Source organism: Pseudobythopirellula maris (genome assembly GCF_007859945.1).
In the GTDB taxonomy this organism is placed as follows: Bacteria; Planctomycetota; Planctomycetia; order Pirellulales; family Lacipirellulaceae; genus Pseudobythopirellula; species Pseudobythopirellula maris.
In genome coordinates this window covers 1,282,214-1,297,025 of the sequence record NZ_SJPQ01000002.1, presented here as the reverse complement: position 1 = coordinate 1,297,025, position 14,812 = coordinate 1,282,214, and the positions used below count along the sequence as shown (strand labels likewise).

14 protein-coding genes are annotated in these 14,812 nt (G+C 63.5%); 13 read left to right on the top strand and 1 reads right to left on the bottom strand.

The features are described from left to right. Positions 1-157 precede the first annotated feature (157 nt). Complete coding sequence (locus Mal64_RS12930) at positions 158-1,405, bottom strand: IS4 family transposase (protein ID WP_146400767.1); 1,248 nt, start codon at positions 1,403-1,405, stop codon at positions 158-160. 154 nt (positions 1,406-1,559) lie between these two features. Between Mal64_RS12930 and Mal64_RS12925 the strand changes: the two genes are divergently transcribed. The 13 genes from Mal64_RS12925 (at position 1,560) to Mal64_RS12865 (ending at position 14,672) form a co-directional block, all read left to right on the top strand. After that, positions 1,560-2,036: a DUF695 domain-containing protein gene (locus tag Mal64_RS12925; RefSeq protein ID WP_146400765.1), complete on the top strand. Its 477-nt coding sequence runs from the start codon at positions 1,560-1,562 to the stop codon at positions 2,034-2,036. 106 nt (positions 2,037-2,142) lie between these two features. Further along, positions 2,143-2,508 carry a hypothetical protein gene (locus tag Mal64_RS12920; RefSeq protein WP_146400763.1) on the top strand — a complete coding sequence of 122 codons (366 nt, stop codon included), beginning with the start codon at positions 2,143-2,145 and terminating at the stop codon, positions 2,506-2,508. 350 nt (positions 2,509-2,858) lie between these two features. Continuing rightward, entirely contained in the window at positions 2,859-3,374 is a 516-nt protein-coding gene (locus Mal64_RS12915; RefSeq protein ID WP_146400761.1) for a hypothetical protein, read from the top strand. 181 nt (positions 3,375-3,555) lie between these two features. Continuing rightward, positions 3,556-3,885 carry a hypothetical protein gene (locus Mal64_RS12910; RefSeq protein WP_146400759.1) on the top strand — a complete coding sequence of 110 codons (330 nt, stop codon included), beginning with the start codon at positions 3,556-3,558 and terminating at the stop codon, positions 3,883-3,885. A 762-nt stretch (positions 3,886-4,647) separates the two neighbouring features. Further along, complete coding sequence (locus Mal64_RS12905) at positions 4,648-5,256, top strand: hypothetical protein (protein WP_146400757.1); 609 nt, start codon at positions 4,648-4,650, stop codon at positions 5,254-5,256. Positions 5,257-5,887: 631 nt separating this feature from the next. Continuing rightward, on the top strand, positions 5,888-7,306 hold the full coding sequence (gene lpdA / locus Mal64_RS12900) for a dihydrolipoyl dehydrogenase (RefSeq protein WP_146400755.1): 1,419 nt from the start codon (positions 5,888-5,890) through the stop codon (positions 7,304-7,306). A gap of 125 nt (positions 7,307-7,431) precedes the next feature. Next, complete coding sequence (gene aceE, locus Mal64_RS12895) at positions 7,432-10,128, top strand: pyruvate dehydrogenase (acetyl-transferring), homodimeric type (RefSeq protein ID WP_197525718.1); 2,697 nt, start codon at positions 7,432-7,434, stop codon at positions 10,126-10,128. Between the two features lie 55 nt (positions 10,129-10,183). Then, positions 10,184-11,569 (top strand): 2-oxo acid dehydrogenase subunit E2, encoded by a 1,386-nt coding sequence (locus tag Mal64_RS12890; protein WP_146400751.1) that lies wholly within the window; start codon positions 10,184-10,186, stop codon positions 11,567-11,569. Positions 11,570-11,955: 386 nt separating this feature from the next. After that, positions 11,956-12,324 carry an STAS domain-containing protein gene (locus Mal64_RS12885; protein WP_197525717.1) on the top strand — a complete coding sequence of 123 codons (369 nt, stop codon included), beginning with the start codon at positions 11,956-11,958 and terminating at the stop codon, positions 12,322-12,324. Positions 12,325-12,368: 44 nt separating this feature from the next. Continuing rightward, positions 12,369-12,608, top strand: coding sequence for a GlsB/YeaQ/YmgE family stress response membrane protein (locus tag Mal64_RS12880; protein WP_146400747.1), 240 nt, complete (start codon positions 12,369-12,371; stop codon positions 12,606-12,608). A gap of 319 nt (positions 12,609-12,927) precedes the next feature. Further along, positions 12,928-13,578, top strand: a complete 651-nt coding sequence (locus Mal64_RS12875) for a lipase family alpha/beta hydrolase (protein ID WP_146400744.1) — start codon at positions 12,928-12,930, stop codon at positions 13,576-13,578. Between the two features lie 153 nt (positions 13,579-13,731). Next, positions 13,732-14,202, top strand: a complete 471-nt coding sequence (locus Mal64_RS12870; RefSeq protein WP_146400742.1) for a CBS domain-containing protein — start codon at positions 13,732-13,734, stop codon at positions 14,200-14,202. 2 nt (positions 14,203-14,204) lie between these two features. Next, positions 14,205-14,672 (top strand): CBS domain-containing protein, encoded by a 468-nt coding sequence (locus Mal64_RS12865; protein ID WP_146400740.1) that lies wholly within the window; start codon positions 14,205-14,207, stop codon positions 14,670-14,672. Positions 14,673-14,812 lie beyond the last annotated feature (140 nt).

Here is a 14,812-nt window from a genome sequence, read left to right as displayed (position 1 = left end):
CCAATCCTGTTCGGCACTGCGGTTGCTCTTCGGGTTCTGACTGTGGGGGGTGGGGGGTGGCGGACCGTTAGGCGGCCAGCGGCGCCAAGGACAGGCGGGCCATTCGTGCCGAGCGCGCAGCGTCGATCGCCCCGGCGTCGGCGGCTCGCGACGGGGGTTATTCGGCGATCGGTTTGAGTTTTTGGAGGTGCGCGAGCACCTCCTCATCGTCGGCCCAGCCCTGCAGATACAGGCAGATCATCTCGAAGGTCCGCAGCGTTGGCTGGCGGCCGGTCCACAGACTGATGAGCATGCACACGATGACGCCACAGTAGGTTTGGATCTCGATTCCCTCCCGGTCTTGCGAGAGCAGGCGCCGGCAGCCGAGCACGTGCTTGAAGAAGCGGAAGAAGATCTCGATCTGCCAGCGGGAGCGGTACATCAGGGCGACAACTTCCGCCGGCACGTCGTGCAGGTTGGTGGCCAGCACGATGTCTTGCGACGCGGCGTGCCGCCGCCGGCCGCCTCGCTTGGGGTGTGACTCGGCCCGCACCCGCACCACGCGGACATCGTGGTCGGGGTGCTCGATCCGCACGCTCTTCTCAGACCCCAGCTTGCCGATGGCGTCGTCTAGGACGCCCCCGTCGAGCGCCTCTTGCGAGAGCTCGTTGCTCTGCCGGGGGGCGAAGTGGTGGTCGCCGCGGACGCGGCAGACATAACTGCTGCCCGCCGCAACGATCGCGTTGAACAAGGAGAACTGCTCGTAACCGCGGTCCATCACGTAGCAGCGGTCCGCTTCAAGCAAGCGACGCATCGAGGCCTTCTCGCTCGAATCGCCCTTGCCCCGCCCGTCGGTCAGCTCCGCCTTGACCGGCACGCCACGGAGCACCTCGAAGTGCGTGTGCATCTTCCAGCCGTCCGGGCAGAGACGCGTCCGCCACGCCGCGTGGGTGATCTGTGGCAGCTTGGCCAGCAGCGTGCCGTCGACTGCCGTGAGCCTCCCGGCCGCTTCGCTCATCCGCGTGGAAGCGGGGAGCGTGTTGAGCTGCTCGGCGAGTTCTCCGATGATCTCCTTGAGACCCTCGCTATCGAACACCCTAGCCGACTCCGAGAGCGACCCGAGACTGGTCCGGGGGCAGCGGAGCTTGCGTTGCACCTTCTTCAGCTCCGACGCCTGCTGCAGCCCGCGGAGCGAGGTGAAGATCGGATTGAAGAAGAACAGCAGGATCAGCATGCAGTACTGGTCCATGTGCAGCGAACGGTTGCCTGCCTTGTCCCGCCCGCAACCGACCGTGTGGAGCCGCTCGAGCAGCGGGAGCAACTGCTCGAGTTGCTTTACCCCCTGCACGTCCCGCTCGCGGATGCGTTGCTTCTTCGAGGCCATGCCGGCCACGATGACCGAAAAACCACCGCCGCGCAATCCCATAAATCAACGCGCAAATATGGCGCCGAACAGGATTGGGACAAGCCCGCAGTGGCGCCTAAACCGCAGTGCAACCAGCCGGGCAACCGGAGTTACGGCGATAATGGCCGTGCCTGCTTAATGGGATAGGCAGAATTGTTTCTGCATACTTATTGTTATGCCCCTTTGGAAGTTACAACCCGTTAAGCAACTGCTCAAGGACGACCAGTGGGCTGTGGCGGAAATCCAACACACATCTGGCCCCGGCTTGATCCGCTTCCGTCAGCCAGTTCTCGCTCCTCGCGACTGCCGTTCCCATCCACACCGACTCTCGATTACGTGGGCGTATGCGGAGGAAGGTTCGGGCCAACAACTACCGGACAACGAGGTCGGCCAAGAGATGGGGCGTTTTGAAGACCATTTGACCGCTGCGGTTGAAGCCGATGCTCACGCCGTTCTCACTGGGGTGCTGACTTTTGATGGTGCGCGTCAATGGGTGTTCTACACACGTGATGTTTCTGAGTTTGCCGATCGACTCTCGCGTATTCCCGATTATCACGGCGAACCATATCCAATCGAGTTGGAAACGGATTATGACGCAACGTGGAGCTATCTTCGCGACCAGATACTTGGAGGCGTAGACACCGGGGCATAACCACCGGCTGCAGTTGACCGGCGGCGCCCGCGAGTAGAATGGTGGGGTCGGTTGAACGCCTGCTCCCGCGGGCGGCCGGCAACTGAGCCTTTTACGCTAGGGCCCTATGCCTGAGACCTACGGCGATAGCCCGATACATCCAATCATCGAGCATCCTCACCAGTTTGAGATCGTGCGCTTCGATTATTGCTGCGGAGAAGAGGCTCGGCTCGGAGCTCATCTGGATTTGACGCTAAAGCGTGCCGATACAGTGCGGCGTCTACGCTTCCTGACGCCCCGTCGACTCAAGATCGAGGAAGGCTTTCCGCAGTCCACCGGCGGTATGGTGATCCTCGACATCCGGCATCGCCAGTGGGAGGGAATTGGTGTCGAAGTGGCTGACTTCGAGGCCTCGCATGGTTCGGTCACCTTTGTTGCGGCCGATGTTGTGGACCTTGACGAGCTGGCCCTAACCACCGGCTGCAGTGAGTAGGATGGGTGCTCGCACCCATCTTCGAATTGCGAGCGAACTGACACGCTGGGAAGCAGTAGATGGACTGATCGTCGGCTCGGCCGTATTGCGATTGTATTGCGGCCGTGTGGAGCTTACTGGGAAGATGGGTGCGAGCACCCATCCTACGGACTACCCGCTTCACACCCGCATTACGTGCACTCCTGTGCGGTTTATCAAGTCGGATCTGTATAAGCAGCGGCCCGGTCGCCTCAGTAGGCGGCAAAGCTTGCGGTCAACCGGAGTTACGGCGATACTGGCCGTGCCTGCTTAATGGGTTAGGCAGAATTGCTTCTGTATAATTATTGTTCTGCAGCGATGAAAGGGATTGCATGAAAATCGACCTTAGAGTTGACGCCAAAACAGTATTTGATTTTATCAAGGAGCGCGTGACTGATTACCCCGTTTACGTCAACAACGGCCCCGGCGAAGACGATGATCCGATTTCACAAATCACACTCGGATTTCAGGTGTCTCAAGCCGGTTGGGTGGCACTCGTCTTCGACACGCGCCCGGATGGTTCGCCAGACGGCGAATGGCAATCCTACATCGAAGAGAACTGGTTGGAATTTCCCCATTGGCTAGCCGCTGTTGATGCGCTTTTCGACAATGGTGAATCGATTGAGCTGATCCTGCAAAATGGGAAACGACGGAAACTCGGCGAAGACGATGAACTAGCGGAACCGGTTGGGCAGATGCTAAAGGACATACTCCTCCAAGGACGGAAGGAGAGACTATTCAAGCAATTGCCTCTGGCCAAGAGGTGCAGCATTGGGGTTGAGGATCACGATGGCGCATACGGATGGCCCGCGTACGATAAGCGGTACAAAGACGGGCGCCCGGTCTAGCGGCGCAGAAAACGGCAGAACAAAGCCTTGCTACGGATAAGCCTTCAGCTTACCGCAGAAGGCTGGCGTTCGGCGGACATGCCAAGGAGCACGGCGCTCCAGCCGACACGAAAGCAGTGTTCCGAAGGAGAATCGCATGGCAGAGGGAAAGAGTAGGCACGGGTGTTTGACGGCGTGGTTGGTGTTGATGATCATCGCGAATTCAGCGAGTGCCCTCATGTATCTCGTGGGGAGCGATGCCATTCGCAGATCCTTGCCTGATGCTCCGGGATGGGCATTTCCCGTTCTGATTGTCTTCTCACTGTTCAACCTGGTTTGCGCCATCGCGCTGTTTCAGTGGAAGAAATGGGGATTCTGGGGATTCTGCCTGTCAAGTGTCGTTGCCCTCGTCGTCAACCTTTCTATCGGCCTTGGAATTGGTCCCGCTGTCGGTGGCCTCATCGGATTGGTACTTCTCTACGGAGTGTTGCACATCGGCAAGGAAAACAAAGGCTGGCCTCAACTGGAGTGACCGCCGAACAAATCGGTGAACCGGAGTTGGCTCGCCTTTCGGTTCTTCAGAGTCGTTTCCTTCGATTACAGTTCACTGTGTGCCAACGCTTATTCCTTTGGTCCGCCAACCCGGTTACCTCAAACGTTCGTCGGACTGAAAATGGACCAACCGCTGCATAGTTGCATGACGAAGGCCGTGATCGCAGACGGCGACCAATTGCGCACCGGACCGAAGTGGATTACGTCACGACGTGGTCGATTGAAACTGCATTCCGACCGGCTCGAATGTGGTATTTGGACCGTCGCATATGCCGACATACGGGAGGCCGTTTTGTCATCATTTCGGTCGCCAATACTTCGCATCCCTGGGTATGTTTTGGCGGTCCGAACAGACAATGACACTTACCACTTCGGACTGAACGGTTGGCGGTACTGGAAGGGCGAACTCCCTTTTCCGGTCACGCGTCAACAAACCAAACTGAAGATGTCGCCGATCAGTATCGTCGCACGGGCCGTGCTGATTGGCTACGCTGTATATTTCGTGTGGCGTTGGTTTGCGGCTGGTTGATCTACGTCAACTGCTTCGATCAAAATGCCGACGAACAATCGCGTGCACCCGAGTACTCGAGCGGGTAGGTCAGGCTCTGCCTGACGCGGTGTCCGCGTAGAAGAGAGTGACGCAATACGACGTGGCTGGGCGTCAGGCACAGCCTGACCTACGAACTGCTCAGAAACGATTATATATGATTTATGAAGGTGCATACTATTGATATTCACCACGATGCAGATCGCACTGCTGATCATTCTCCCGTTGATCTTGTACTATCAGCGAGCAGGCCTGCGGCCATCTCGGATAATGCTGTATGTCACCACGATATTCGGTCTCTGGTATGTGACCTACAGTCCGCTGCATGAGTTGCGGCATCTCTTGCCGGCGGTTGTGCTGGGCGAGCGGGTCATTGAGGTGCAACTGTTTCCGCACTTCATGCAAGGTGAATTGAGTGGCGGACATGTTACGACCCAGTATTCCAGCGACTGGAGTGAGTTTGTCATTGTGCTGTTCCCGTATCTTACGGACGCCCTTCTCGCAATCTTTGGCGCCGTGGTGCTGATGAAGTTCGTGCCTCGATCCCAACCCCTGGTCTTTGGGCTGTTGTTGACGATCCTCGTCACTTCGCCTTTGTTTGATGTGGTGAATAACTACCTTGCCTTTGTGGCTGGTGCGCAGAATGATTTCAACGCTATTAGCTACACGACCCACGCAGCCCTCGCACATGCGATCGGCATCCTCGCTACAGCGGTCACTTTGGGAGCCAGTAGCATTGTGCTGTGGTTCGTATTTCGCCAACCTGGCAGTGGCGATCAGGCTAGCAACCTAACCCCGCGTTAACCGGACCTGGCGGGCGCTCTGCTTCCGTTTGCGCCGGGCGCCACTGGCGTGCCGCCAGAGCGAATCAGGCACAGGCTTAGATAAAACGTCGCCGATCCCACTGGCGCGGCGCCTGAACCTTGGGGAGTAGGGAATCGCGTCTCCCCTTTGTCCCGCTGACTTGAGAGCGTCGGCGCCCCGTAGCGGGATCCGGAGTCCGCCACCCCCCATAGCCACACGTCGCCGAGGACGCCAAGGCAGCGCCCCTCGGGGGAGTCCGCCGCCCACGACCCTGCTCCACGCGGCACAGAATCGGCCCGAAACCGCGTTTCTAGGCTGCATGTGCGGGAATTCTAGGGCGAATCCCGCCCCGCCGAGGCCATTGTGAGGGCCCACGGTGGGGGGTAAACTGAGCAGGCTGCGGAAACCGGTGTTGGGGCAAGGGAACGCCCCCGCGAAGGGAGCCGCCCCACCTTTCCCCGTCCGACGATACGGTCTGGGCGACCGCGGCGACCCATTCGCCAGCGAGCGGTCGGCCGCCGTTTGGTTTACTCGGCCGTTCCTCGCCGAGCTGGGTCCGACGCGTCGGGCCGCCTATGCGGCCCCGTCGCACGACCCTCAACGAGCCCGATTCCCCCCCTTCCACGCGCCCATGCATTCTCAGGTAGTCGTTCTCGGAGGCGGCCCCGGCGGTTACGCCGCCGCCTTTCTCGCCGCCGACCTCGGTATGGAGGTCGCCATCGTCGAGGCCGACCCGCGTCTGGGGGGCACCTGCCTGCTGCGGGGCTGCATCCCGTCGAAAGCCCTGCTGCACGTGGCCAAGATCATCTCCGAGGCCGAGGAGATGGCCGAGTGGGGCGTCGGCTTCAGCAAGCCGTCGATCGACATCAACAAGGTCCGCGCCCGCAAAGAGTCGGTCATCGAGCAGCTCTCCGGCGGCTTGGGCAAGCTGGCCGAAGCGCGCAAGGTGAAGAAGATCCACGCCCGCGGCGTGTTCGTGAACTCCACCACGCTGCAGCTCGAAGGGGGCGACCCGTCGACCTACGACAGCGAGCGGCTCACGTTCGACCACTGCATCCTGGCCACCGGCAGCGTGCCGGCGATGCCGAAGTTCCTCGACATCGGCTCGCCGCGGGTGGTCGACTCGACCGGGGCGCTGGCCCTTGAGGACATCCCCGAGCGGCTGCTGGTGATCGGCGGCGGCTACATCGGCCTGGAGATGGGCACCGTTTACTCGGAGCTCGGCTCGAAGGTGACGGTGGTGGAGATGACCGACGGCCTGCTGCCGGGCGCCGACCGCGACCTGGTCAAGCCGCTTGAGAAGCGGATCCGCGCCCGGTTCGAGGCGGTTCACTTGGGACACAAGGTGGCGGGGCTCAAGGACCTGGGCGAGACGGTCGAAGTACAGATCGAGGGGCCCGACCTGTCGGGCGCCGTCGAGTTCGACCGGGTGCTAGTATCGATCGGCCGCTGGCCGGTCTCCAAGGGCTTTGGGCTGGAGAACACCCGGGCGGTGGTGAACGAGCGGGGTTTTGTGGAGGTCGACGCCCAGCAGCGCACCGCCGACCCGCACATCATGGCGATCGGCGACGTGGCGGGCGACCCGATGCTGGCGCACAAGGCGGCGTACGAGGGCAAAATCGCGGCCGAGGTGCTCGCCGGCGAACCAGCCGCCTACGACGCCCAGGCCGTGCCGGCCATCGTGTTCACCGACCCGGAGATCGCCTGGGCGGGACTTACTGCCGACGAGGCGAAAAAGGCGGGCCGAAAGGTTAAAGTATCGCAGTACCCCTGGCAGGCCTCGGGCCGCGCGATCGCCAACGGCCGCACCGACGGACTGACGAAGTGGATCGTTGATCCCGAGACCGACCGAGTGCTGGGCTGCGGCATCGTCGGCGCCGGCGCCGGCGAGCTGATCGCCGAGGCGACGCTGGCGATCGAGATGGGCTGCACGGTGCGCGATGTGGCCGAGACAATCCACCCGCACCCGACGCTGAGCGAAACGGTCGCCTTCGCCGGCGAAGTGCACTTGGGCACGGCGACGGAAGTCTACCGGCCGAAAAGAAAGTAACGCGTTACAAACAAACCATTGGTCATTGGGATTTGGTCATTGGTCATTCACACCAACGAATGACCAATGACCAAGCACCAATGACCAATGGGCGAGACTTACCCCCATTCCTAAGGGAAACCTTCATGGCTAGCGCCGACGTAACGCCGAACTCGCCGATCCCGAACGACGTGGACCCGACCGAGACGGCCGAGTGGCTCGAATCGCTCGACTACGTCCTTGAGAGCAAGGGCCCCGAGCGCGTGAGCGAGCTCTTGGCCGCGCTCGAGGCGGCCGCCGTGCGCAACGGCGTCGACCTGCCGTTCACGGCCACCACGCCGTACGTCAACACGATCCCGCGCAGCGAGCAGCCCGCTTACCCGGGCGACCGCGAGCTCGAGCGGCGCATCAAGAGCTATGTGCGCTGGAACGCGATGGCGATGGTCACCCGCGCGAACCGCGACCCGGCTTCGCCCGGCGGGCACATCAGCACGTTCGCCTCGTCGGCCACGCTGTACGAGGTGGCGCAGAACCACTTCTTCAAGGGCCGCGGCGAAGACGGCTACTCCGGCGACCAGGTCTACTACCAAGGCCACGCCGCCCCCGGCATGTACAGCCGGGCGTTCCTCGAGGGGCGCCTCGACGAGCAGAACCTGGTGAACTTCCGCCGCGAGCTGAGCGAAGGGGGCGGGCTGTCGAGCTACCCCCACCCGTGGCTGATGCCCGACTTCTGGGAATTTCCCACGGTCTCGATGGGCCTGGCGCCGATCATGGCGATCTACCAGGCGCGGTTCAACGAGTACCTCACGGACCGCGGCATCAAGGACTGCTCGAAGAAGCACGTCTGGGCCTTCCTGGGCGACGGCGAGTGCGACGAGCCGGAGACGCTGGGCGCCATCTCGTTGGCCTCGCGCGAGAAGCTTGAGAACTTGGTCTTTGTGATCAACTGCAACCTGCAACGGCTCGACGGGCCGGTGCGCGGCAACAGCAAGATCATCCAGGAACTCGAGGGGACGTTCCGCGGCGCCGGCTGGAACGTGATCAAAGTGATCTGGGGCGGCGACTGGGACCCGTACGTCGAGTCGGACGACGACGGCCTGCTGGCGCGCCGCATGATGGAGGTCGTCGACGGCGAGTACCAGAAGTACGTCGTCGCCGGAGGCGAGTACATCCGCTCGAAGTTCTTCGGCAAGTACCCCGAGCTGCTGGAGCGCGTCAAAAACCTCTCGAACGAGAAGCTCGAGCGGATGCGTCGTGGCGGGCACGACCCCGAGAAGGTGTTCGCCGCCTACCAGCGGGCCATCACCCAAAAGAACGGCAAGCCGACGGTGGTCATCGCCAAGACGATCAAGGGCTACGGCCTCGGCGAGGCGGGCGAGGGTCGCAACATGACCCATAACAACAAGAAGCTCAACGAGGACGAGCTGCGCGAGTTCCGCAGCCGGTTCGGCATCCCGATCTCGGACGAGAAGGTGGCCGAGGCGCCGTTCTACAAGCCGCCGGCTGACTCGCCGGAGATGAAGTACCTCAAGGAGCGTCGCGAGGCGCTCGGCGGCTCGGTCCCCGCACGCAACAGCGCCCCGGTGCCGATGGAGGTGCCGACCCTGGCGGACTTCCAAAAGACTCTCGACAAGAAGATCAACGGCAAGACGATCTCCACCACAATGGCTTTTGTCAGGCTTCTAGAGGACTTGCTCCGCGACAAACAAATTGGCAAGTACATTGTGCCGATCGTGCCCGACGAGTCACGCACGTTCGGCATGGAAGGCCTGTTCCGGCAGGTCGGCATCTACGCCCACGCCGGGCAGCTCTACGAGCCGGTCGACGCCGACCAGATCGCCTACTACAAGGAGGCCCAAGACGGCCAGCTCCTCGAAGAGGGCATCACCGAGGCGGGCAGCATGAGCTCGTTCAACGCCGCCGGCACCGCCTACAGCTCGCACGGCGTGAACATGATCCCGATGTTCATCTACTACTCGATGTTCGGCTTCCAGCGCGTGGGCGACCTGATCTGGGCCGCCGCCGACATGCGGGCCAAAGGCTTCCTGATCGGCGGCACCGCCGGCCGCACGACGCTCAACGGCGAGGGCTTGCAGCACCAAGACGGCCACTCCCTCGTGAACGCGATCGCCTTCCCCACAGTGCGGGCTTACGACCCAGCTTATGGCTATGAGATTGCCGTGATCGTGATGCACGGCTTGAAAAAGTTGTACGCCGAAAATGAAACGGCGATTTACTATCTGATGGTCGAGAACGAGAACGTTCCCATGCCGGAGATGCCCGAGGGTGTCGAAGAAGGCATCATCCGCGGCATGTACAAGCTGAGGAGCGTGGACTCATCGGGCGACCACCGGGTGCAGCTGTTCGGCTCGGGCTCGATCTTGCACGGCGTGTTGGACGCGCAGCAGATCTTGGCCGAGAAGTACGGCGTGGCTTCGGACGTCTGGAGCGTGACGAGCTACAACGAGCTGCGGCGCGACGCCGTCGAAGTCGAGCGTTGGAACATGCTCAACCCGACCTCGCCGAAGAAGAAGTGCTACATCGAAGAGGCGCTCGAGGGCGCCGAGGGCCCCTGCATCGCGGCGAGCGACTACATCCGGGCGTTGCCCGAGCAGGTCGCCGCGTGGTGTCCCGGCGGGCTGTTCGCCCTGGGCACCGACGGCATGGGCCGCAGCGAGAGCCGCGAGGCGCTCCGCCGGCACTTCGAGGTCGACAAGGAGTTCATCGTCATCGGCACGCTCTACAAGCTGGCCAAGACGGGCAAGCTCGAGATGAGCGTCGTCGACGGCGCGATCAACGACTTGGGCGTCGACCGCGACAAGGTTTTCGCGCTGTACGCCTAACGACAGACTTACTCAAACCACTTCTAGTCACGAACGCGAACTAGAACGCTAAGACATGCCAAGCGAAATCAAACTGCCGAGCCTCGGTGAGAACATCGACTCGGGCGACGTGCTCAGCGTCCTCGTCTCGGAGGGCGACACGGTCACGGTCGATCAAGACCTGCTGGAGATCGAGACCGACAAGGCGACGATGCCGGTCCCGAGCCCCGAGGCGGGCACGATCACCAAGATCTTGGTCGGCGAGGGCGACACGGTGAAGGTCGGCGCACCGATCTTCGAGATCGAGGCCGGCGCCGCAGCCCCCGCGGCCGCGCCCGAACCCGCCCCGCCGGCGTCGGAGCCCGAGCCCGAACCGGCCCCGCAGGCCGCCGCGCCAGCGCCGGCGGCGCCCCCCGCTCCCGAGCCGGCGGCGCCGGCCCCCGTGGCCCCGTCGCCCGTGCCGACACCGGCCGTGGCGGCGCTCGAGCCCGCCCAGCAAGCGCACACACCGGTGACCGTGGCCGCCGGAGCGGTCGACACGCCGGGCGACGGCCACTCGTCGGCCGCCGCCGGCCCCGCCGTCCGACGACTGGCCCGTGAGCTGGGCGTCGACCTGCGTCGCGTCCGGCCCAACGGCGCGGCCGGTCGCATCACCGAGGAGGACGTGCAGGCGTACGTCCGCCAGTCGAACCAGCGGGCCCAGGCCCCCTCGCCCACGGGCGTCACCCCGCCCGGCGCGGTCGGTTCCGACAGCCAGGGCGCGGTGCGCGTCGAGAAGATGAGCCGCATGCGGCAGGCGATCGCCCGCAACATGGTGGCCAGCTACACGACGATCCCGCAGCTGACGAACTTCGACGACGTCGACGTGTCGGAGCTGGAGAAGATCCGCAAGCAGAGCAAGGACGACTACGCGGCGCGTGGCCTGAAGCTCACGCAGCTGCCGTTCCTGGTGAAGGCGATCGCCGGGGCGCTGAAGAAGCACCCCGTGGTGAACGCCTCGGTCGACATGGAGCAGTCGACGGTCATCTACAAGGAGTACGTGAACATCGGTGTGGCGGTCGACAGCGAACGCGGGCTGGTCGTGCCTGTGCTCCGCGACGTCGACCGGATGAGCATCTCGCAGATCGCCTCGGAGCTCGACCGCATCGTCACCAAGGCGCGCGAGGGTTCGCTGACGCTCGAGGACATGCAGGGCGGCACGTTCACGATCAGCAACATGGGCGCGGTCGGGGGCACGTACTCCACGCCGCTCATCAACTCGCCCGAGGTGGCGATCTTGCTGGTGGGCCGCAGCCGCATGCTGCCGTGGGTCGTGGGCGACGGCGCCATCGAGCCGCGGCTCGTGATGCCGCTCTCGCTCACTTACGACCACCGCGTGGTCGACGGCGCCGACGCGGCCCGCTTCGTCAACGACCTGAAGGGCCTGCTCGCGGCCCCGGGCCGGTTGCTACTGGCGCCGTAAGACGGGCGGCTGTTCAGTGGTCTGAACGTGTGGCGAACTAAAGCCCGAGTCAAACCGCACGCGCTGAATCGGTTTTAAAGCATTCCGTTGTTTTGGCGGAATCGATTGTTTTCTCACGCTGCGCGCGTTTCAATGGTCGGCGATCCGGCCAGCGATACGATTGTGCCACGCCTAGAGCGGTTTGCTCATAGGTGTAGACGCTCGGCTCGCGATCGGCGTCATGGCTTCGTCAGCCTGCATCGACAATGCACCGCATTGCCTGCTTCGGCTTCCTCGCCACGCCGCCAATCGCTTCCCCGCTCGTCCACACCAATTCGAATACCGCTCTAGCGGCATCCGCGTCTTTCCGCGCGTATCAGCGGCCATTCTCTTTCGAGGGCGGCGACATGGCTGAGACGCAAACGATGTGCGTGGGCGACGGCTGGTGGGCGACTCTGGAGCACGAGGGCGACCGGCTCTATGTGCGGCCTTACCCCGAGGGCGATCAGCCCACCCCGGCGCTGGGATTGGTCGAGAGGCTCTGGGCGGCGATCGACGAGCGGGGCGTCCGCGACGTGGTCCTCGAGATGGACGACGTCGCCTTCCTGCCGAGCAGCCTGATGGGCGAGTTGGTGCGGCTGCACAAACGACTGGCGACGCATTCCGGCCAGCTGCGGCTGAGCGGTCTGCACGAGCAATGCGCCGACGCGCTGCACATCACGCGGCTCGACCAGGTGCTGCCCACGTTCCCCGGGCGCGGCGCCGCGCCGGGGTAGAAGGCGGCCTTTGGCGTGAACAGCCGCGGCAGTATGCTGCCCGTATGCTTAGCCTCATCTACCTGCTGCTGATCGGTTTGACCGCCGGCTGGATCGCCAGCCGACTGACCAAGACGGGCAAGCCCGGAGTCGTGGGCCTGCTGACGGTCGGCGTGGCCGGCTCGCTGCTCGGCTCGGCGGCTTACTGGCTGCTGGACAAGCTCGCCACGAGCGTCGCGGGCGACCTGGTCTTCGCCACGGCCGGCGCCGTGCTGTGCATCAGGGCGCTCCGCAAGTGGGGCTGAGCGGAGTGCGAGGGCCGCACCGGCTCCCTCAGGCCCGGGTTTAGTGAGCACATCACCTGATCCGCTCATAGCCAGCGGGCAAGGCAGGCTCGTCGTAAGCGAACACCCTCCTAGGATGCCTTTAGAGCGGTTTGCTCATAGGTGTAGACGCTCGGCTCGCGATCGGCGTCATGGCTTCGTCAGCCTGCATCGACAATGCACCGCATTGCCTGCTTCGGCTTCCTCGCCACGCCGCCAATCGCTTCCCCCCTCGTCCACACCAATTCGAATACCGCTCTAGAGCACTTTTGCTCAACGAACCTTTGCAGGGCCCTTCGCGATGCCAGACACCCCCTCACCGATCGTCGTGATGACGCACGGCATCTTCTCGAGCCGCTGGCAGTTCCTGCCGCTCGCCCGGCGGCTGCGGCGTGACGGTTTCGATCCGCGGTTGTGGGGCTACGCCACGCTCCGAGGTTCGAATCGCGACTACGGCGCCCGCTTCGCCGAGAGGCTGCGGCGGCTCGCCGCCGAACGGCCCGACGCCACGATCCACCTTGTGGGTCACAGCATGGGCAATATCGTGATCCGCTGTGCGATCCTCGCCGGCCTGCCCGAATCGGTCGGACGGATCGTGATGCTCGCCCCGCCGAACCGCGGGTCGCACGTCGCCCGGATGCTGGGCCCCACGCACGGCTGGATCAGCCCGACTCTGCTCGAGCTGACCGACCACGCCGAGAGCTTCGTCAACCGCCTGCCGGGGGCGACCGGCCGCGGTGGCGCCGGCCAGGAGGTGGGTGTGCTCGCCGCCCGTCACGACCGCGTGGTCCGCCCCGAGTCGACCCGGCTCGACGACCAGGCCGACCACGCGATGATCGACACCTGGCACACCGGCATCTTGTGGCGCCGCGAAACGGCGGGATTGGTGACTAATTTCCTGCGGACGGGCCGTTTCTCTCCCGCCACGGCGTTGGCGGAGTCTTGCGCTTAGGCGTCTTGCGTTTGCCGGCCGCGACAGTTTGTCGCCCGCGACGAAACGACTTGGACCAATCGGGGCCCCATCGGGTAAGATGCGCATCGGTCGGCACGGCCGATCGTAAATCAATACGACAGGCGCGGCTTCCGCCATAAAGAGATACCGAAAATGGGATTGCTAGAAAACCTACAAACCGAGCCGATCGCCCGCGCCGACCTGCGGGCGCCGGTCACCGTGGCGACGGGTGGGACCGTCCGCGAGGCGATCCGCGCGATGCGCGAGCGGGCGCTTGGCTGCGTCGTGGTGATCGACGGCGAGCATCGCCCGATGGGCGTGTTCACCGAGGGGATGCTCCGCACGCTGATGGCCGAGAACCCCGCGGCGGTGAACGACCCGCTGGCCGAGCACATGTCGCGGAACGTTTGCATGGTGCGAACGAGCGACCCGATGGAACGGGTGCTGCAGGCGATGATCCGCGACAACACGCGATTCGTCAGCGTGCTCGACGACGACGGCCGCCTGGTCGGCCTCACCGGCCAGAAGGGCCTGATGGAATACATCGCCGAGCACTTCCCGGCCCAGGTGATGGTGCAGCGTATCGGCACCCCCCACAACTTCCGCAAGCGTGAAGGAGCCTGATCATGCCGCACCACTTCGACGACCCGCTGCAGAACTACGACCCGCCCGAGTATGTCGACGCGCTAGAGCGTGTGCTGGCCGAGGAGAAGGTCACCGCGATCGAGTCGAGCCCCTTCCTCGAGATAGCCCCCACCGCAACCGTCTCGCAAGCCGTGCGTCTGCTGGCCGAGAAGAAGGTGGCCTGCGCGATGGTCGTGGAGAACGACCAGCTGTTGGGCATATTCGCGGACCGCGACATCCTCAACCGAGTGGCCCTGGAGTACGACACGGTCAAGGACCAGCCAGTCAGCGAGGTCATGACCCCCGAACCGCTCTTCGTGCACGAGAACGACTCGGCCGGCGCCGCGTTGGCGGTGATGGCCGTGATGGGCCACCGCCACGTGCCGGTGGTCGACGCCAACGACAAGGTGCACGGCGTGGTGAGCCCGAAACGGGTCACCACTTTCTTGCTGGAGCACCTTGGCGGCTGAGGCGAACCGCGGAGGAGCTGAACCACAAAGGAACGAAGGAAACGAAGACAAAGAAGAAAAAGAGCCCACGAATACGCGTTAATAGAAGCGAATATTCATTCGTCTTTATTCGCGCGTATTCGTGGGTTCCTTCTTTATCT

Bases quoted from the DNA above. Each gene is read 5' to 3' on its own strand.
- aceE (WP_197525718.1), top strand. From the start codon at position 7,432: ATGGCTAGCGCCGACGTAACGCCGAACTCGCCGATCCCGAACGACGTG.
- Mal64_RS12875 (WP_146400744.1), top strand. From the start codon at position 12,928: ATGCCAGACACCCCCTCACCGATCGTCGTGATGACGCACGGCATCTTC.
- lpdA (WP_146400755.1), top strand. From the start codon at position 5,888: ATGCATTCTCAGGTAGTCGTTCTCGGAGGCGGCCCCGGCGGTTACGCC.
- Mal64_RS12870 (WP_146400742.1), top strand. From the start codon at position 13,732: ATGGGATTGCTAGAAAACCTACAAACCGAGCCGATCGCCCGCGCCGAC.
- Mal64_RS12925 (WP_146400765.1), top strand. From the start codon at position 1,560: ATGCCCCTTTGGAAGTTACAACCCGTTAAGCAACTGCTCAAGGACGAC.
- Mal64_RS12905 (WP_146400757.1), top strand. From the start codon at position 4,648: ATGCAGATCGCACTGCTGATCATTCTCCCGTTGATCTTGTACTATCAG.
- Mal64_RS12920 (WP_146400763.1), top strand. From the start codon at position 2,143: ATGCCTGAGACCTACGGCGATAGCCCGATACATCCAATCATCGAGCAT.
- Mal64_RS12865 (WP_146400740.1), top strand. From the start codon at position 14,205: ATGCCGCACCACTTCGACGACCCGCTGCAGAACTACGACCCGCCCGAG.
- Mal64_RS12880 (WP_146400747.1), top strand. From the start codon at position 12,369: ATGCTTAGCCTCATCTACCTGCTGCTGATCGGTTTGACCGCCGGCTGG.
- Mal64_RS12885 (WP_197525717.1), top strand. From the start codon at position 11,956: ATGGCTGAGACGCAAACGATGTGCGTGGGCGACGGCTGGTGGGCGACT.
- Mal64_RS12915 (WP_146400761.1), top strand. From the start codon at position 2,859: ATGAAAATCGACCTTAGAGTTGACGCCAAAACAGTATTTGATTTTATC.
- Mal64_RS12930 (WP_146400767.1), bottom strand. From the start codon at position 1,405: ATGGGATTGCGCGGCGGTGGTTTTTCGGTCATCGTGGCCGGCATGGCC.
- Mal64_RS12890 (WP_146400751.1), top strand. From the start codon at position 10,184: ATGCCAAGCGAAATCAAACTGCCGAGCCTCGGTGAGAACATCGACTCG.